19 protein-coding genes are annotated in these 19,398 nt (G+C 40.5%); 14 read left to right on the top strand and 5 right to left on the bottom strand.

The window, feature by feature from the left end; all coding sequences use genetic code 11:
* The first annotated feature begins 16 nt into the window (after window positions 1-16).
* From BUF11_RS05775 to pgeF, 4 genes are all read left to right on the top strand, one after another.
* Window positions 17-334, top strand: coding sequence for an EscU/YscU/HrcU family type III secretion system export apparatus switch protein (locus BUF11_RS05775; RefSeq protein ID WP_073587774.1), 318 nt, complete (start codon window positions 17-19; stop codon window positions 332-334).
* 72 nt (window positions 335-406) lie between these two features.
* Complete coding sequence (locus tag BUF11_RS05770) at window positions 407-1,018, top strand: GNAT family N-acetyltransferase (RefSeq protein ID WP_073587963.1); 612 nt, start codon at window positions 407-409, stop codon at window positions 1,016-1,018.
* A 55-nt stretch (window positions 1,019-1,073) separates the two neighbouring features.
* Window positions 1,074-1,430 (top strand): YraN family protein, encoded by a 357-nt coding sequence (locus BUF11_RS05765; RefSeq protein WP_073587773.1) that lies wholly within the window; start codon window positions 1,074-1,076, stop codon window positions 1,428-1,430.
* 24 nt (window positions 1,431-1,454) lie between these two features.
* A complete protein-coding gene (gene pgeF, locus BUF11_RS05760; protein WP_073587772.1) occupies window positions 1,455-2,300 on the top strand; it encodes a peptidoglycan editing factor PgeF in 846 nt (281 codons plus the stop codon).
* A gap of 8 nt (window positions 2,301-2,308) precedes the next feature.
* Here pgeF and BUF11_RS05755 read toward each other — a convergent pair whose 3' ends face one another.
* Window positions 2,309-3,487 carry a ribose-phosphate pyrophosphokinase gene (locus BUF11_RS05755; protein WP_073587771.1) on the bottom strand — a complete coding sequence of 393 codons (1,179 nt, stop codon included), beginning with the start codon at window positions 3,485-3,487 and terminating at the stop codon, window positions 2,309-2,311.
* Window positions 3,488-3,589: 102 nt separating this feature from the next.
* On the bottom strand, window positions 3,590-4,015 hold the full coding sequence (locus BUF11_RS05750) for a GNAT family N-acetyltransferase (protein WP_073587770.1): 426 nt from the start codon (window positions 4,013-4,015) through the stop codon (window positions 3,590-3,592).
* A 250-nt stretch (window positions 4,016-4,265) separates the two neighbouring features.
* Between BUF11_RS05750 and der the strand changes: the two genes are divergently transcribed.
* From der to BUF11_RS05700, 10 genes are all read left to right on the top strand, one after another.
* Window positions 4,266-5,591: a ribosome biogenesis GTPase Der gene (gene der, locus BUF11_RS05745; protein ID WP_073587769.1), complete on the top strand. Its 1,326-nt coding sequence runs from the start codon at window positions 4,266-4,268 to the stop codon at window positions 5,589-5,591.
* A 1-nt stretch (window position 5,592) separates the two neighbouring features.
* Window positions 5,593-6,219, top strand: coding sequence for a glycerol-3-phosphate 1-O-acyltransferase PlsY (gene plsY, locus BUF11_RS05740; RefSeq protein ID WP_073587768.1), 627 nt, complete (start codon window positions 5,593-5,595; stop codon window positions 6,217-6,219).
* Between the two features lie 13 nt (window positions 6,220-6,232).
* Window positions 6,233-7,246, top strand: a complete 1,014-nt coding sequence (locus tag BUF11_RS05735) for an NAD(P)H-dependent glycerol-3-phosphate dehydrogenase (RefSeq protein WP_073587767.1) — start codon at window positions 6,233-6,235, stop codon at window positions 7,244-7,246.
* Between the two features lie 157 nt (window positions 7,247-7,403).
* On the top strand, window positions 7,404-8,912 hold the full coding sequence (gene spoIVA / locus BUF11_RS05730) for a stage IV sporulation protein A (RefSeq protein ID WP_073587766.1): 1,509 nt from the start codon (window positions 7,404-7,406) through the stop codon (window positions 8,910-8,912).
* A gap of 293 nt (window positions 8,913-9,205) precedes the next feature.
* A complete protein-coding gene (locus BUF11_RS05725) occupies window positions 9,206-10,258 on the top strand; it encodes a C40 family peptidase (RefSeq protein WP_073587765.1) in 1,053 nt (350 codons plus the stop codon).
* A gap of 240 nt (window positions 10,259-10,498) precedes the next feature.
* Window positions 10,499-12,169, top strand: a complete 1,671-nt coding sequence (locus BUF11_RS05720) for a MutS-related protein (protein ID WP_175561980.1) — start codon at window positions 10,499-10,501, stop codon at window positions 12,167-12,169.
* Window positions 12,170-12,410: 241 nt separating this feature from the next.
* Window positions 12,411-13,886, top strand: a complete 1,476-nt coding sequence (locus tag BUF11_RS05715; RefSeq protein ID WP_073587763.1) for an acyl-CoA carboxylase subunit beta — start codon at window positions 12,411-12,413, stop codon at window positions 13,884-13,886.
* A 13-nt stretch (window positions 13,887-13,899) separates the two neighbouring features.
* Window positions 13,900-15,417, top strand: a complete 1,518-nt coding sequence (locus BUF11_RS05710; protein ID WP_073587762.1) for a pyruvate carboxylase subunit B — start codon at window positions 13,900-13,902, stop codon at window positions 15,415-15,417.
* 2 nt (window positions 15,418-15,419) lie between these two features.
* Window positions 15,420-15,806 carry an acetyl-CoA carboxylase biotin carboxyl carrier protein subunit gene (locus tag BUF11_RS05705; RefSeq protein ID WP_073587761.1) on the top strand — a complete coding sequence of 129 codons (387 nt, stop codon included), beginning with the start codon at window positions 15,420-15,422 and terminating at the stop codon, window positions 15,804-15,806.
* A 103-nt stretch (window positions 15,807-15,909) separates the two neighbouring features.
* Window positions 15,910-16,185, top strand: coding sequence for a hypothetical protein (locus BUF11_RS05700; protein ID WP_139243281.1), 276 nt, complete (start codon window positions 15,910-15,912; stop codon window positions 16,183-16,185).
* Between the two features lie 63 nt (window positions 16,186-16,248).
* Here the strand turns inward: BUF11_RS05700 and BUF11_RS05695 are convergent, their stop codons facing one another.
* The 3 genes from BUF11_RS05695 to BUF11_RS05685 form a co-directional block, all read right to left on the bottom strand.
* On the bottom strand, window positions 16,249-16,656 hold the full coding sequence (locus tag BUF11_RS05695) for a hypothetical protein (RefSeq protein WP_073587759.1): 408 nt from the start codon (window positions 16,654-16,656) through the stop codon (window positions 16,249-16,251).
* Between the two features lie 194 nt (window positions 16,657-16,850).
* Window positions 16,851-18,314, bottom strand: a complete 1,464-nt coding sequence (locus tag BUF11_RS05690; protein WP_073587758.1) for a GHKL domain-containing protein — start codon at window positions 18,312-18,314, stop codon at window positions 16,851-16,853.
* Between the two features lie 210 nt (window positions 18,315-18,524).
* Window positions 18,525-19,310, bottom strand: a complete 786-nt coding sequence (locus BUF11_RS05685) for a sporulation initiation factor Spo0A C-terminal domain-containing protein (RefSeq protein ID WP_073587757.1) — start codon at window positions 19,308-19,310, stop codon at window positions 18,525-18,527.
* Window positions 19,311-19,398: the final 88 nt, after the last annotated feature.

Below are 19,398 nucleotides of genomic sequence, written 5' to 3'. Positions count from 1 at the left end.
AGGAGGGAAAAGTTCTATGGAAAAAAAAGAATTTTCTGAAAAAAAACCTTCGGATAGTGAAAAATTTAAAAATAAGACAGCAGTTGCCCTTGGATACAATCCAGAGGATGAAGCACCAAGAATTATTGCCACTGGGAAGGGATATCTGGCTGATAAGATATTAAAGGGAGCCAGGGAAAACCAAATACCAGTCCATGAAGACAGCAGACTGGCGAACAGCCTTTCAAAGCTTGATCTGGGAGATTATATACCGCCGGAACTTTACCAGATCGTTTCTGAAATTATGATATTCGTAGATGATATGGACCGTCTGAAAGCCAAATTCGAGAAGTAAGGACAGCTGTTGCCTTTATCGGTCAGGTCAATGATGGGATAAAAATACCGGAAAAGAAAGGATATGATATCAGTGGATATCGTTATAAGGCAAGAACAAAAGGAAGACTGGTATGAAACAGAGTGCATGACGAAGAGAGCTTTTTGGAACCTGCATGTACCGGGATGTGATGAACATTATCTGGTGCACCTGCTTCGCCTCTCAAAGGATTATATTCCGGAAATAAGCAGAGTTGCAGTAATAGACGGTAAAATTGCAGGTACTGTCATGTATTCAAAGGCATATGTTGATAATGGAGAGCAAAAGACAGAGGTCTTAACTTTCGGGCCTTTGTGTGTCGATAAAGAACTTCAGAATAAGGGAATCGGAAAGCTGCTCCTAGAGACAACCTTTGAGCTGGCAAGGGAACAGGGACATAAAGCGATTATCATATTTGGCGAACCGGGATACTATCCCAGGCATGGCTTCCTGACCTGTGATAATTTTCATATTACCACCAGGGAAGGAAAGAATTTTGATGCCTTCATGGGCCTGGAATTGGTACCGGATGGATTAAAGGATGTAAGCGGGAAATTCTATGAATCGGAAGTCTTTGAGAATCTGAATGTTTCGGAAGTGGAAGAATATGATAAGCAGTTTCCTTATATGGAAAAGTTAAAACTCCCAGGCCAGTGGAATTTCTGATGTTATTAGTTTGGAATTTTAAGAACAAAAAGCAGTAATAAGACAGGGAAGGGTTATGTACAATAAAAGAGCCGTAGGAAGTGAAAAGGAACAAATGGCAGCAGCTTACCTTACAGCGGCAGGCTACCGGATTCTTGCCGCCAATTTCTTTACCCGGTCCGGGGAAGTAGACCTGATAGCGAGGGAAGAAGAGGCTCTTGTATTTATTGAGGTAAAATACCGTAAGGATTTGCAAAGCGGTTCCCCTCTGGAAGCCATTGATTCAAAAAAGATAAGAAATATCTGCAAGGCAGCCAGATATTATATGTACATAAACCATATACCAGAGGACACTCCCTGTCGGTTTGATGTGATTGGAATTGTGGGAGAAGAAGTGACCTTAATACGGAATGCATTTGATGCACAATACTAAATAGCTGGAAATGAGGCATGGGAATTGTTTGAAAATAATGAAAATGTAACGCTGCATACAGAAAAAGAAACGCCTTTTTTGACCTTTGCTCATTTGTCGGATATTCCTTTTATCAAGCATGGCTTTACCACAAGGCTTGGAGGGGTGAGCGAGGGTTATTTTGAATCTTTAAATCTTTCCTATTCCGTAGGGGATGAGAAGGAAAATGTAGATGAAAATTATAAAAGAATCTGCAGAAGCTTAGAGGTCCCTTATAAGGATGTGGTAGCAACCCATCAGGTTCACAAAACAAATGTTCGTCTGGTCGAGAACAGTGATAAGGGCAAGGGATTATATCTGCCAAGAGATTACGAAGATGTTGACGGACTTATTACGAAAGAGAGGGGAATACCTCTTGCGACCTTTTATGCAGACTGTGTACCTCTTTATTTTGTGGATACGAAGCAGCCTGCCATAGGGCTTAGCCATTCCGGCTGGAGAGGAACAGTGGGGAGAATGGGATTAAAGACTGTAACTGCCATGCAGGAGGCATTTGGTTCCGAACCCGAGCACATAAGAGCATTGATCGGACCTTCTATTTGTAAGGACTGCTATGAAGTGAGCAGGGAAGTGGCAGAGGAATTCAGAAAAGAATTTAGTGAGGAACTTCATGGTGAGTATAGCAGAATTTTTACAAAAAATCCAGCTGGCGGATACCAACTGGATTTATGGGAAGTAAACCGTATCATTTTAAAAGCCGCAGGCTTAAAAGAAGAAAATATCCATATCAGCGGTTTATGTACCTGCTGTCATTCTGACCTTTTATTTTCACACCGGGCATCAAAAGGAAAGAGGGGAACCTTAGCGGCATTTTTGATGTTAACAGAGTAGGGGAAACTTTAGAGAGTACCTTTACACTTTTCCCTGTATTCTGCCAGATGCTTTCTTATTAGTCCGCCGGAATTCATAATGCCATCCACAGAGCTGTCATGGTTGATGGTATCAATTATAAGGGAGAGGTATTTGCTGACATCTACATTCGTATAGTAAGTCCTCTCTATCAGCTCCTTTGGAGTATATATAAGGTTGGTTGTGTATACCCTGTCAATGATACCTTCTTTAAAGGCCTCATCAAACCGGTCAAAGCCGGTGGTAAAAAGCCCGAAAGTTGCTGAGATATAGATTTTTTCGGCTTTCTTTGCCTTTAATTCAGCGGCGACCTCTAAGACACTTTCACCGGAAGCAATCATATCATCTACGATAAAAACAGATTTTCCGGCTACATCTCCTCCCAGGAATTCATGGGCGATAATGGGATTCTTACCGTCGTTAACAACAGAATAATCACGTCTTTTATAAAACATTCCCATATCTACACCTAAAATATTTGAATAGAATACGGCTCTTGACATACCGCCCACATCAGGGCTTATTACCATGAAGTCTTCCTTTTCAATGGATATACCATCCTCTGTATGTAATAATGCCTGCAAAAATTGATAGGAGGTATAAAAGTTATCAAAGCCTTCCAGAGGGACGGCGTTTTGTATTCTTCCGTCATGGGCATCAAAGGTTATGACATTCTTAACGCCCATCTGTACTAATTCCTGCAAAGCAGTGGCGCAGTCCAGTGACTCTAAAGCATTTCGCTTATCCTGACGGCCTTCGTAGAGTAAAGGAAGTATAACATTGATTCTTCTGGCTTTTCCGTTGCAGGCATCAATAAGACGCTTTAAATCCTGAAAATGGTCATCCGGTGACATACCGTTTTCCGTGCCATGCAGATTATAGGTCAGATAGTGGTTACTGATATCCGCAAGGATAAAAAGATCGGTGCCGTGAATGGTTTCATTGATTATACCCTTGGCTTCTCCTGAACTGAAACGGGGTACGCTTGCATCAACAAGGTAACTTTCTTTATAATACCCTGTAAATGAGAAATTATCGGGAGAGGCTTCTTCTTTTGCCTTTCTGGAAGCGGAAATATGTTTGTCCACCTTTTCTGCCATAGAGCGAAAGCCATCTAGAGATAATATTCTCAAAGGTGCTACAGGGGTTTTTACTGAATTATCAGACATTGCTTGTCCTCCTAACTGTCACGATAACAGAATTTCCTCATTTTACACATATCTAGTTATAGCATGGGAGAAATGGTAAGTCAACCTTATAAGGAATTTTTCCTATAACAAGAGGGTCATGCCGGCTCCGTACTCTTCATTGGGTCTTTTGATAAAGCCAAACTTTTCATAGAATTCTTCTTTTCCCTTTGCGGCAACCAAAATAACCATAACCTGTTCTCCTTGTGACAGGGTATTCTTTATATAATCCATTATATCATTCAAAATCATCCTGCCGATACCCTGGCCCTGATATTCCGGGTTTACGATCACATCCGCAATATAAGCCACATATCCTCCGTCACTGATTAAGCGTGCCATACCGGCGGTTTGTCCGTCTATGACGGCAGCAGTAAGATAATAAGTATTGGAAAGACCTCTTTTAGCCTGTTTGGAAGGTATTTCCTTCCAACCCACACTTTTTCTTACGGCATTGTAGTCCTCAACGGTAAGGCTGTGCTTTAATTCAATCTTCATATTAATAGCCATGCCTTTCTCTTTTGTATCAATATCCTTGTAAAATATCCAGAAATATTATGCGCTTTTAGTGGCTGTAATGTCAATATACGGTGGCTTTTTGACAAAATATATTTGATAATTATTCCTATAGCTGATATACTATCTAAGTAATAGAGAAAAGGCTTTACAAATAAAGTTTGTATTGTAAAATCAGACGGAAAATCCTTAGTGGATGCAGTCATACATTAACATGCAAATAAAAGAGAGGAATTTTTATAAAATGAGTAAACCGATTGTTGCAATTGTCGGAAGGCCTAATGTAGGCAAATCAACGTTGTTTAATGCCCTGGCAGGCGAGAGGATAGCCATTGTCCAGGATTTCCCGGGTGTCACCAGGGATAGAATTTATGCCGATGTTACGTGGCTTGATAAGCAGTTCACCATGATTGATACGGGAGGAATTGAGCCGGAGAGCAATGATGTGCTTCTTTCCTATATGAGGCAGCAGGCTGAAGTTGCCATACAGACAGCGGATGTTATCTTATTTCTTGTAGATGTAAGGCAGGGGCTTGTAGATAATGACTTTAAGGTAGCGGATATGTTAAGACGCTCAACAAAACCAATTGTTCTTGTGGTAAACAAGGTAGATAATTTCGATAAATTAATGCCGGATGTCTATGAATTCTATAACCTGGGAATTGGAGACCCTCATCCGGTATCCTCCTCCTCCAAGTTAGGACTTGGAGATATGTTAGATGAGGTTATCAGCCATTTTAACCCTGCTGATTTAAAGGAAGAGGAGGATGACCGCCCCCGTATTGCGATTGTAGGAAAGCCTAATGTCGGGAAATCCTCTATCATCAATAAGCTTATTGGTGAAGAAAGGGTAATTGTATCTGAAATTGCCGGTACCACGAGAGATGCCATTGATACCCCGGTTAAATACCATGGCAAGGAATTCATCTTTATTGATACCGCAGGACTTCGGAGAAAAAGTAAAATTAAAGAAGAGCTGGAGCGCTTTAGTATCGTAAGAACCGTATCAGCTGTTGAGCGTGCGGATATTGTAGTTCTGGTAATTGATGCCAAGGAAGGTGTAACTGAGCAGGACGCCAAGATTGCAGGAATCGCTCATGAACGCGGTAAGGGCATTATAATAGCGGTAAATAAGTGGGATGCCGTTGAAAAAGATGATAAAACGATCTATAAACACACCAATGAAATAAAAGACGTCCTTTCCTTTATGTCCTATGCAGAAATGATATTTATATCAGCGCTAACGGGGCAGAGGCTTAATAAGCTGTTTGATTTGATTGAAAAGGTTATCCAGAACCAGAATTTAAGAGTTGCTACCGGAGTATTGAATGAGATTATGGCGGAAGCCGTAGCTCTTCAGCAGCCGCCTTCCGACAAGGGAAGACGACTGAAATTATACTATATCACCCAGGTTTCCATCAAACCGCCGACCTTTGTTATCTTTGTAAATGACAAAGAACTGATGCATTTTTCCTACACCAGATATATTGAAAATAAAATAAGGGAAGCCTTCGGATTTTCAGGAACATCACTTAAATTTTTCATCAGGGAGCGAAAGGAAAAAGAATAAGATGCTGCAAAACATAATAATATGCTTAATTTTAGGATATTTGTGCGGCTGTTTGTCGACTGCTTACTTTATTGGAAAAGCAAATAATATTGATATCAGAAAATACGGAAGCGGAAATGCAGGCACTACCAATGCCATGCGTCTGTTAGGGATAAAGGCAGGAATTCTTACCTTTTTAGGGGATGCTCTAAAGGCATTTATTCCAATTCTAATAATTACGTTTGTTATTTTTAAGAATGAACCATATGTTCATTTACTGGCACTTTACACCGGCCTTGGGGTTGTGATAGGCCACAACTTCCCTTTCTGGCTGAATTTTAAGGGAGGAAAGGGAATTGCGGCTACAGGAGGTGCTATTCTGGCCTTTGACTGGAGAATTGGATTGGCGGCTTTCGTCGTATTTCTTCTCTCTGTTGCCATAACCAGATATGTTTCAGTAGGTTCTTTGTTAATCTCACTCCTGTTTCCCATTGGAGTGCTGGTTTTTTATCCGGGAGATCTACATATGCTTCTGATAAGTATTATCTTTACGGTATTGGCCTTTATCAGACATAGGGCGAATATCAAGAGGCTTATGAATGGAACTGAGAATAAAATTGGACAAAAGGTAAAAATAGAACAAAAGTAAGGGAGAAGTGTTCATGTCGAAGATAAGCATATTGGGTGCAGGCGCGTGGGGAACGGCCATCGCTATTTTACTTGGAAATAACGGTCATGAAGTTGTACTTTGGTCGGCTTTAAAGAGTGAAGTAGAACAATTAACTGCAGACAGGGAATTAAAGGATAAGCTGCCAGGAATCAAGCTTCCGGACAGTGTAAGTATTAGCGGGGATTTGAAGTCTTCCTGTGAAAACAAGGATTTAATCGTGTTTGCCGTAGCTTCCCCCTATGTACGTGCAACTGCCAAAAACGCAAGCAGCTTTATTGCAAAGGATCAGATAATTGTCAATGTCGGTAAGGGTATTGAAGAGAATACCCTTGAGACCTTAACGGATATCTTAAAGGATGAGATTCCCCAGGCCGATGTGGCGGTTCTTTCAGGACCAAGCCATGCAGAGGAAGTAAGCAGGGGAATTCCCACGACCTGTGTTGTGGGAGCGGATTCAAAGGATACGGCACATTTTATTCAGGATGTATTTATGACTGAACGTTTCCGCGTATATACAAGTCCTGATGTAATCGGTATAGAGCTTGGAGGTTCCATAAAGAATGTCATAGCATTGGCAGCAGGTATGGCTGACGGCCTGGGCTTTGGCGATAATACAAAGGCAGCACTTATGACAAGGGGAATCGCAGAAATCAGCCGTTTAGGCATTGCCATGGGCGGCAAAATGGAGACTTTCGCCGGGCTTTCCGGTGTTGGAGATTTAATTGTGACCTGCACCAGTAAACACAGCCGAAACCGTAATGCAGGTTATCTTATCGGACAAGGTTATACCATGGAAGAAGCCATGAAGGAAGTAAAGCAGGTGGTAGAAGGAGTTTACTCTGCCAAAGCCGCTCTTGCACTGGCAAAGAAATATGAGGTAGAGATGCCTATCGTAGAACAGGTAAATCAGATATTATTTGAGGATAAACCGGCTCTTGAGGCGGTATCGGACTTACTCTTAAGAGATAAGAGAAGAGAGTATTCAGAGCTTCAGTGGAAGAAATAATATAATAGGGTAAACAAGGCTTTGTAATGGATGTGTAATCATCTGTTCAAAGCCTTTTTTATAGCTGAAATAATTCTAAAATGTAAAAATTAAACATTGAATTCATTATTTGATATCCTCTTGCATATTCTTAAGTATAACCGAAAGGAGGATGTGTATGTTGGACCAATATTCGTCACTGGATACGTCAGGCCAGATATATGATGTTTATAATGATATTAAGGCTAGGACAGGCGGTGACATATACATAGGTGTGGTGGGGCCGGTAAGAACGGGGAAATCAACTTTTATAAAGAGGTTTATGGATCTGCTGGTAATTCCTAATATTGCCGATGTCAACAATAAGGAAAGGGCAATTGATGAATTGCCGCAAAGTGCTGCCGGTAAGACCATAATGACCACGGAGCCTAAATTTATTCCCAAGGAAGCAGCCCAGATTCAACTGGGAGATGATACAAAAGTAAATATACGTTTGATTGACTGTGTAGGTTTTATGGTGGAAGGTGCTGCCGGACATATTGAAAATGAGCAGGAGCGTCTGGTAAAGACACCCTGGTATGACTATGAAATTCCATTTACCCAGGCAGCAGAAATCGGTACCCAGAAGGTAATTAACGATCATTCTACGATAGGGATTGTAGTCACTACCGACGGAAGCTTCGGAGAGCTTCCAAGGGAGAATTATGTTACAGCGGAAGAAAAAACAATCGGAGAACTTAAAAAATTAAAAAAACCTTTTATTGTGCTTCTCAATACCAACAGGCCCTATTCCGAAAGCAGTCAGAATCTTGCCAATGACATCACCCAAAAATACAATGTAAACTGTATACCTGTAAACTGTGAGCAGTTAAGAAAAGAAGATATCAACCATGTTATGACCAATATCCTTTCGGTATTTCCGGTATCAGAAATTAATTTCTATACTCCGAAATGGGCGGAAATACTTCCTGATGATCATTGGCTTAAGGCTGACTTGATTGATTCTGTAAAGCAATTGTTAAAGGGTATTACTTTAATCAATGATGTGAAAAATGACAATATGATTACGGACAGTAAGTATGTCAACCGTTTTAAAATTGATAAGATTGAGATGGAAAACGGTTCGGTTAAAGTTGATGTCGAGTTTGATGATTCCTACTATTATAATATTTTAAGTGACCTTATCGGAGTGACCATAGCAGATGATTACCAGCTCATCAATACGATCAGGGAATTAGCAGAGGTTAAGAAGGAATATGGTAAGGTTGCCGGAGCTTGTGAAGAAGTTCGCCAGAAAGGATACGGCGTAGTAAATCCTGGGAGGGAAGAAATTCTTATCGAAGAGCCTGAAATCATGAGACATGGGAATAAATACGGTGTTAAGATCCGCGCGACGGCTCCATCGGTGCATATGATAAAGGCAATGATAGAGACTGAGATAGCCCCTATTGTAGGAAGCGAAGAGCAAGCCAATGACCTGATTAACTATATTCGAAAGAATGCTTCCGAGAATCCGGAAGGAATCTGGGAAACCAATATTTATGGAAAGTCTATTCAACAGCTTGTAGAGGATGGAATTAATACCAAAATCAGCAAGATGACGGATGAAAGCCAGATAAAGCTTCAGGAAACCATGCAAAAGATTATTAATGAAAGCAATGGAGGAATTATCTGTATTATCATATAAGAGGAAATAGAAAAAGCGTCATGAATTTCATGGCGCTTTTTCTGTTTTTTCGATATTATTCTACAAATTAAGAATAGACAATCCGTTCCCGGCCTTCTATTTGGGTATAAAAATCCCCTTTACTGGAAATACTTACAATAAATTAAAGAGAATTTATCAAAATTAAGGCAAAGTGTTGACAAAACTATGAACCATTGATATAATAACTTAGAAATAAATTTAACATATTTGTAACAACTATGGAGATACTAATACATAATTAATGATGAGGGATAACTAGCAGGAGGAACCCAATGAACCATAGCACTACCAGATTTTTAAAGATTTCATGCCTTTGTGTAACCGGTGCGTTATTATTTGCCTTAAATACCAAGTACACAAGCGCTGAGGCCATCTATGGGGAACAGCCTTTAGCAGGTATATCCGTGACTTTGGATAAATATTATGATTCAGCCAATACGGCTGCTTCCTCGGAGATTACCATTGCCACGCTGGAGTCCAGTGTTGCCGCTTATGACTATAATAACCTTGGTATAGCGAATGTGGATAATCATCTTAATATCCGCAAGGCTCCCGGTGAGGACCAAAAGATTATCGGTAAATTACCAAAGAACGCAGGATGTACAATAATAGACGAAGATAAAGACGGATGGGTTAAAATCAAATCCGGCAAAGTTACAGGTTATGTGAAGAAAGAATTCCTTATTACTGGAGACAAAGCAGTATCCCTTGCCAAGAAGGTAGGAAGTCTGGTTGCAACAGTAAATACAGAAACTCTCAATGTCAGAGTAGAGCCAAGTCTTTTAGGCAGTGTAGTTACCAGTGTGCCGAATAATGAAGATTTAGAGGTTACTTCGGTATCTACGGACTGGCTTAAGGTTAAGATTGATGATGATGAAGGATATGTTGCAAGACAGTATATTGCTTTATCCTATCAGTTGGAAAAGGCCGTAACAATTGATGAACTTACGTCAGGAACCTCCGGTATCAGAGCACAGATGATTGCCTATGCAAAGCAGTTTCTTGGTAATCCTTATGTATGGGGAGGTACGAGTCTTACAAGCGGAACAGATTGTTCAGGTTTTACTTTAGGCATTTATTCGAAGTTCGGTTATTCCTTACCCAGAGTTTCCAGAAGTCAGGCATATTCAGGAACAAGCATTAATTCCGGCGATATCAGGCCAGGAGATTTGGTGTTCTACGGAAGCGGAAGTTATATCAGTCATGTTGCTATGTATATCGGTAACGGACAGGTTATTCATGCAAGTAATCCCAGAACCGGCATAAAAATTTCTAACATGTATTACCGTTCACCAATAAAAATTGTAAGAGTAATCAATGATTAATAAGTTTGAGTTGAAGGGCTGCAATACGCAGCCCTTTTTGATCTTATAGGAAATTGCGTCCTATAAGATCAAAAGCCCTACGGGCGGGATGCACATGATGCGCCAGAGAAGTTGTCACTGCGTGACAGCGCATCAGCGCCAGAGTCTGGTAAGCCAGACTCTTTCTTGAATTAATACCGATGGTATAAATCATTTGTATGAAGATGATTTACTGCCTCAAATAACAGGAGGATGAAACAGATGGAAATTGCATTAGGTATTCTTGCAATAGTTGCAGTTTTTGTAGTTAAAGGAGTCTATGATAAAAGGGTATGGTACAGGAACTTAAAGCAAAAGCTTCTTAACGACTGGGGAAAAGTACCGGAGGAGGAATATACTACCGAGAAATTTCAATCCTTATCTGCCTATTACCGTTCACAGGCCGATAAAACGAATGATGTGGATAATATTACCTGGAATGATATCAGTATGGAAGAGATTTTTATGCTGATTAATAATACAGGCAGTGCCATTGGAGAAGAATATCTGTATGCACTGCTTCATAAGCTGGAATTCAGTGAGGAGAAGCTAAAGGAAAGAGAGCGGCTTATGAATTTCTTTTCAGATAATGAAGAGAAAAGGCTGTCCCTGCAGCTGGCACTGTACAAGATGGGTAAAATCAGAAATGTTTCCGTACATGAATACATTAACCGTTTGGAGGGGCTTGAAACCAAAAGTACCTGGCCCCATATTCTTATGGGGATTGGTTTGGTAGCATCATTAGCGCTGATAGCGGTTAGCCCGGCTGTCGGAGGAGTATTGACCGTATTAATGCTTGGCAATAATACTTACCAGTATTACAGGGAAAAAGCAAAGATTGAGCTATATTTTACCGTATGTGCTTATATTGTACGGTTACTGGACGGTGTTAACACTATAATAAAGCTTAATATTCCTGAAATCAGTGAATATACCGCTACACTAAAAAAAACCAAGGAAGTTTTTCTTAAATTCACAAAGAGGTCTTTTCTGGTAACAACAAAAAGTGCCGGCGGTGATCTTTCGGAGATATTTTTGGATTATATCAAGATTCTTTTTCATATTGATTTAATAAAATTTTATTCCATGCTGGACTGCTTTAAAGCAAACCGTAAAGATTTAAATACAATATATGAAACCATAGGGCTGATGGAAAGCTGCATTGCGGCAGCCTCTTTTCGAAAGATGATGCCGTTTTATACCATCCCTGATCTTACCGGTGAAGGAGGGCCTTTTTTGGAGGTGGAAGACATCTATCATCCTATGATAGAGGAGCCTGTACTAAATTCCATCCATACAAATGATTCTGTCTTAATAACCGGCTCCAATGCTTCCGGTAAATCAACCTTTATAAAGACCTTAGCTGTCAATGCTATTTTGTCCCAGACGATTTGCACTTCTTTAAGCAGCAGCTACAAAGCCAGTTATTTTAAGGTGCTTTCTTCTATGGCGTTAAAGGATAACCTTTTGGGAAAGGAAAGCTATTATATTGTTGAGATAAAATCGCTAAAGAGAATCATAGACCAGATAGATGAGAAAATACCCACACTATGTTTTGTAGATGAGGTGCTTAGAGGAACGAATACCCTGGAACGGATCGCTGCATCCACCCAGATTCTCTATTACTTAAGCCGCACAAATACGGTTTGCTTTGCGGCTACCCACGATATAGAACTCACACATATCCTGGAGAACTATTATACGAATTATCATTTTAAGGAGCAGATTGCAGACAATAATGTTTTGTTTGACTATAAGCTGATGAAGGGAAGGGCAGTATCAAAAAATGCTATAAAGCTGCTTGAAGTTATGGGATACCCGGATCAGGTAACAATAATGGCTTCGGATAATGCAGAATATTTTTTAAAAGAAGGTAAATGGAAGGTGCTCTAGTAAGCACCTTTTCACCGCAATAAGAGGCGCTGCAGGAAGACTAATATTTTTAGTCTTTCTGCAGCGTTTTTTAGTGCGAAAACAATGATAAGCAACAAAAAATAACAAAAATCGAATCAAAAAGTAATTGCAGTTAATAAAAGGTTTTTATATGATTTTAGGAGAAGCTGGGAAAAAATACATAATTATGAGAGGCGGATATCCGGAGGATGCCCTCTAAATTTACCGTATGAGGTGGAAAATGGAGTATAACGTACAATATCAGCACGATAAGAAAAAGTATCATGCAATAGAGCGGATATCATTATTACTGGATAAAGATTCATTCCGCGAAATTGGAAGCAGGATTCATGGGGAGAACAATATTGCATATGATGCAGTTATAACAGGACATGGAAAAATCAATGGAAAAGAGGTTTTTGTCTTTTCACAGGATTTTTCTTTAAGCGGAGGAACCATAGGCTTATACCATGGCAGAAAGATTGCTCATTTGATAGAAATGGCTATTTCCTGTAAATGTCCGGTGGTCGGAATCTATGATTCGGGGGGAGCCAGAATAAATGAGGGAATTAATTCCCTGGCCGGATGCGGGGAAATAATGAAGTACAATACCTGGGCCTCCGGTTATATTCCGCAGATTGCCGTTGTGTTAGGACCCTGTGCAGGGGCGGCGGCATATTCACCGGCAATCAATGATTTTGTATTCTGCGTCAATTCAATCAGCAATATGTACATAACAGGCCCGTCGGTTGTCGAGAGCGTCACAGGAGAAAAATGTACGGCTGAAGAACTGGGCGGGGCAAAAGTACATGCCGGTATATCCGGAGTGGCCCACGTTATCTGCAACAGCGAAAAGGAATGCTTTAAAAAAGTCCGGAGGTTAGTTGATTACCTGCCTGCCTGCTGTACCGGCGAAAGTCCGAAAACCTTTGATAAGAATGCAGGCAATACAGTAGGAAGGGATGAAATTAGCGGCATTATCCCGTCTAACGAGAAGCAATCCTATGATGTGAAGAAAATCATAGGCTGCTGCGCTGATGCGGATAGCTTTTTTGAAATCCATGAGAATTTTGCCACTTCCCTGGTCGTTGGATTTGCAAAGCTTTCCGGGGAATTAGTCGGAATTATTGCAAACCAGCCACAGAACAACGGAGGAGCGCTGGATTGCGATTCAAGCGATAAGGGAGCAAGATTTGTAAGGTTCTGTGATGCATTTAATATTCCGTTGATTACTTTTGTAGATACACCGGGTTATTTGCCGGGGATTGAGCAGGAGCATAACGGAATCATAAGGCATGGGGCCAAGCTGCTGTTCGCTTATGCGGAAGCAGTCACTGCAAAAGTAACGGTCATTTTACGAAAGGCCCATGGGGGAGCTTATATTGCAATGGGAAGCAAGCATCTTAGCTCTGATTTTGTATTTGCCTTGCCAAATGCCGAGATTGCCGTTATGGGAGCAGAGGGTGCCGTGAGCATCATAAACAGGCGCGAGCTTCAAAGTGCCGCCACAGAGGAATACGATAGTTTGTTCCGGGCAAAGGTGGCTGAGTATAAAGAAAATTATTTGAATGCAAAAACAGCCGCAGAGCAGGGCTATATAGATGAAATAATAGAGATTGGCGAGATGCGTGACCGGATTGGATTAAGCCTGCAGATGTTAAAAGGAAAAGCAGCGCCGGTCACTATCGGGAAAAGACACGGCAATATACCTTTATGATGATGGAGGGAGTATGAAGCTAAATATAACGGAGACCGTATTGCGGGATGCAAATCAATCACTGATAGCAACAAGGCTTCCAAGGGAAAACTTTGAAAGTATCCTGGATATTATGGGGGAAGCGGGATATTATTCCGTTGAATGCTGGGGCGGGGCTATTTTTGATTCCTGTATCCGGTACCTGGAGGAAGATCCCTGGGAAAGACTGAAGATAATGAGAAAGGCCATGCCGGATACAAAGCTGCAAATGCTTTTAAGAGGGCAGAGCCTGCTCGGATATAAGCATTATTCCGATGATGTTGTAAGAAAGTTCGTCTATAATTCCGTTGAAAAAGGAATTGATATTATCCGGATTTTTGATGCCCTTAATGACATTGAAAACATAATAGTGGCAGTCGATGAGACGAACCGGTGCGGCGCACACCCTTCCTGTGCAATATCCTATACCGTCAGTCCTGTTCATACGATTGATTCTTATATCAGCCTGGCGAAGCAGATGGAGGAAATCGGTGCGAAGTCAATCTGTATTAAAGATATGTCAGGCATATTGGCTCCAAATGCGGCCTATGAACTTATCAGCAAGTTAAAGAGGGCCACAAGCCTGCCAATTATACTGCATTCCCATTGCAGTACGGGATATGCCTATATGACATATTTAAAAGCAATAGAAGCGGGAGTGGATATCATTGATACTGCAATATCAAGCTTTTCCGGAGGGACTTCTCAGCCGGCTACTGAAATAATGGTACGGGTGGCGGAAGATATGGGCAGGGAAGTTTCCCTGGACAGAAGGAAGCTGGAGAGGATTAACGACCATTTTGCAGGTATTATGGAGAAAGGCATCAAAAGCGGCCTGCTGGAAACAAAAGTCCTTCTGACAAGGCCTAAAACCATAGACAATCAGATACCCGGCGGTATGTATTCCAATCTGCTGTCCCAGTTAAAGCAGCAGAACCTTGAAAACAAAATGGATGATGTACTAAACGAAGTTGTCAATGTAAGAAAGGATATGGGATATCCTCCCTTAGTGACGCCTATCAGTCAGATGGTCGGTACACAGGCGACTGTAAATGTGATGCTGGGGGAACGTTATAAGCAGGTAATTGAAGAAGTAAAGGCTTACTTTGAGGGGGAATATGGTACGCCGCCCGGAGAAGTGGATAAAAAGCTGATGAAAAGACTCGTTGGAAAAGAGGATTTCCCCAGGACAAGATTGTCCAAGAAACTGCCCCGCCAATATGAAATACAGAAACTGAAATTGCTGGATAAAAACTATGGCAGGAGCGATATACTGACTACCATTCTATTCCCCGGAATGGGAGACAGCTTCCTAGCCGGCAGAGATACGGAAAAAGGGGAACGGTATGGATTCTTAGAGTCCGCGGCAGGTAAGATAAATAGCGATTGGATAAAAGTTACGGAAGAATTACCAAAGCTTACGAAAGAAAAATTAAGGGCCATTATTGCATACCGGACCGGGAAAAGTGCGGAAAACATAAAGATAAGGAATGTATATGAAATAGGGGGATGAAAATGGTTTATGAAGTAATATTGGGGAAGACACGTTACGGCATTGAAGTCGATGACAACATGGTATGCATTGTGGATGAAAGGGAAGCTATCGTGCCGGATTCTGCAGAGGATAAGGATGGGATAGGAGACGGGCTTCCGGATTTCGTATTTGATGACAGCAGCAATAAGGAACAGATAATAAGCCCGATGCAGGGAAGGATTATAGCCGTTCATGTGGCGGAAGGCCAAAGGGTAGAAAAGAATGACATAGTGGCAACCCTGGAATCCATGAAGATGGAAATCAATGTGTTTGCCCACAGGAATGGTGTAGTTGGAAAAATACTGGTTAAGGAAGGATGTACCGTGAAGAATCAGGAAACCTTAATGAGTATTGAATATGACCAATAAAGATTTATAGAGCCAATATTATATGGGAGGAAGGTAAAAGGTATGTCAACAATTGTTTTTCCGGGACAGGGTGATCAGGCTAAAGGAATGGGCGGTACATTATTTGATGATTTCATGCATGTCCGGTGGACGCAAGCTGTCTTTTGAAGATAATTACTTCTGGGAGGTAGTAAGGAAACCGGTTAATTTCGCAGACGCCATTAAAGAAGTTGAAAAACCGGATAAGTTTGTTTATATTGATTTAGGTCCGTCAGGAACACTTGCAAATTTCACGAAATACTGCCTGGGTAATGAAAGTATCCAGAATATTTATCCAATTATTACTCCGTATAATAACTTGAAGAACTTCAACAGGGTACTGGGATTAGCAACTGCATAAATGCGGATAGGGTTTATGCAGTTGACTTTCCGGTGTGAGCTTACAGAAAGTTCCAGAACGTTTTTATCTGTTTTTTTCACCTATAAGCCACATTTTGGCATCCTCCGGATCACGGAAGTACCTTGCTTTGTCTGCCAGATCACAGTTTCTGCTTTTCATTAAGCTGGAGATTCTTCTTTTATCTTTAACTGAACAGCCAACTAAACTCAATTTTAGTATTTTATGTCTTATTGCCTGAAGATGAGTGACGAGGCAGTCAATAACTTCATCATCAAGATTCGTCTCGTACAAGTCTATCCAAATCCGCCTATTGTTTGTTCCAGGTGAACTTAGGATAAAATCTTCTTCTGCCTTTATTATTGCAAATAACTCTTTTTTATTTGTAAAGTAGCTTCCGTATTTGAGAGGATGCAACTCGCCTCCCATATAATAATATGGACATAAACTTCCGCTTGGAGATTTTTTTAGCATACATTCACTTCCTTAAAGTAATTATTTTAACAAATATTAAATCCATATTTTGTAATTATAACATAGCATACTCCTAAGTGCAAGGTAGCTTTTTGTATGCAATTGAATTGTTTTTCCGACAGTAAGGCAGATTTAGGACTAAGTGGTTATCAGGTACAGAAACTAAGGCCTCAAAGTAATGCAATAAGGTTAATTTAAACCAGTATGATGTCCCCACGCAGCGAGAGCAATTCCATTTCTTTTGTATATCTGGGCTTAATGCGGTATTGTTCCAATTTATCAAAGCAAAAAGAGACTTTTTTGGTAAAGAGGCTTTTCTCATTAAAGCATTCGATCACAAAACTGGCTTTGTATTTTCTGGAAATTTCAAAGGCAGTCATTAAGCCGATACCGCTGCCGCCTTCATGGACATGAGTGGTAGTTCTCTTTAATCCGAGATTTAAAAGAGTCTCCGGCATGAACGGTTCGCCGCTGTCAAAAATATCAATAGAATAGCAGCCATCTAAAATGCCTATGCTGACGATGATATTCTTTTTTGAACTTTTCCTGGTGGCTATGATTGCATTGTCGATTAAGTCGGCAAGCAATGTGTTCATATCTGATTCTTTGATTAGATTTTGAACCAGGTAATTGACACTTCCGGATATGGATAAATTAAATTCAATCTGACATAAGCTTGCCTTGTGCAGCATATAGGAAAGCAACGTGTCAATGGAGGTAACACTGGTGGAAGGAAGCTTCTTGCAGGTGGTCTCATAATTCTTTATAATTCCGGCACGTTCACCGGAGATACTCTTTAACTGTTCTATCAGTTCGCTGGCTTTGGCTGACCGTACTTCCGTAATCCTTTCATCTCCGGCGGATAATAAATACTCACTGACGGCTAATTCCATTGCGGGAATTAGCTTGTTATCTTTGTGTATGATTTTTGACAATTCTTCATTGTGATACTTAAGCTGTTCGATTTCTTCGTTCTTCTCCTGTATGATTCGCTGCAGGGTTTCCATTTCCTTGCTTTTAACCTTCTCGATGTAATTATGGGTAATACGGTTTCTCCACCAGAAGAAAAGGGCAAGAGCACAGATCAGGGAGAAAAAGACAGGGATAATATATATTAAGTCTGCTTTCTTGCTCATGCCAAAAAAGGAGGAGGCCAGTAATAGCAGAAGGCTGATATAGACACCTATGTCATTGGAGTCATGTCCCATCAAAAAGGGCATGCCCTTTTGTAAGCGTTTGAGCCGGAACGGCATAGCTGCTAACAAAAATTGAAGAATGCCGATACAGATAATGGCAGACAGATTGGACGGATACTGCTTCGTGATACGGGAAATAAGGTATCCGGCAGGGTACGTTACAGCGGCAGCTATTAAAAAGGTGGAGAAAGCAATTCCGAAGGAGATCACAGAGGTAATGAAAGATAAGTCCAGAGGTGTCTTAAAGACCTCTTTGACAAAAAGTGTGAATAGAGTGACCATAATGAAAATACTTAAAGGTGCTGCATATAACCTTAAGAAATAAATCTCAGGCACAAAAAATAAAAGAAACAGTACACACGGAAGACAGATACAACGTTCCGTTTTTATGTGGAGCAGTTTGACATAAACGTAGAAGCTACAGATAATCATGGCACAGTATTTAAAGACCGTTACTAACATTATTTTCCCCCTCAAACTCTAAAAACAACTATATGTAACGAAAAACCCCTGACAGTAACAAACATAATTATCGGCCCGTTTCTTATATAATAAAGCTATGATAAATTCTGAAAAGAAACGGGGTGATGTTAAATGATGAAATTTTGGGAAAAGCTTTGGGAATGGCTTTCTATATAAAGTGAACAGGCTGTACGTAGGTGCGGCTTATTTTTAATATTCATTTTTTATTTTGTTAGCGTAATAATAAACGAATTCTGTTATTGTGGGAACGCCCTTTTCTGAACTGATTCTGGCAGTATAGTATTTTAGCAGGTTATCAATATCAGAGGTATGCCAGGCTCTGTTGATTGCATTTTGCATTGCGCGTTCTACACTGGATTCCGTCTTGCCGTATTTTTTTCCAATGGCATTACATAGGTTCTGCATTGGCTGATTTATTACCAGAAGTATGGCATCAATCAGATACTGATAGCCGACAGCTTTGGGACTGATACCCACATAATTCAGTTCACTGCTGATTCGGCTTATTATTCGTTTATTCTTAACCTCTGTGGGCTCGGTAGTAGAATGTGCGGCACAAAAGGTTTCCTTACGGCTATGTATGCCAGTTTTCATTATCCTTAAAAATTCTATTACGTTTTTGACGGAATAATCTGCCTGGTGCTTTGACATAATGAAATCAGCACCCAGCTGACGTGCAGATTCGTAAGTAATAGGGCTTGAATTATTTGTGGTTATCAAAATATATGGATATTTGCTTATGACGGATTGCTTTAGTCCCTGCAATACCATTAAGCCGTTTCCACTTCCATTGTGAAGCTCCAAGTCTAAAATAACCACATCCGGCAGAAGGTCTTTTATATATTCAATTGCCTTTGCCGAATCGTTGGTAACGCCAATCAAGGCTGCATCATTGGATTTTTCAATATATTCAATAAATTCTTCGCAAACTGTCCGGTCGTCTTCAACAAGCAAAATTGATAGCTTTCTATCCATAAAACCTCCTTAACAATATTTTTTTACATTTGGTAGTATATTACAAATGGCAACAAAAAGCAATAAGTTTGAACAAGCTTAACATTCT

The organism is Anaerocolumna xylanovorans DSM 12503 (assembly GCF_900143645.1).
In the GTDB taxonomy this organism is placed as follows: Bacteria; Bacillota; Clostridia; order Lachnospirales; family Lachnospiraceae; genus Anaerocolumna; species Anaerocolumna xylanovorans.
This window is presented reverse-complemented; position numbering and strand designations above follow the sequence as displayed.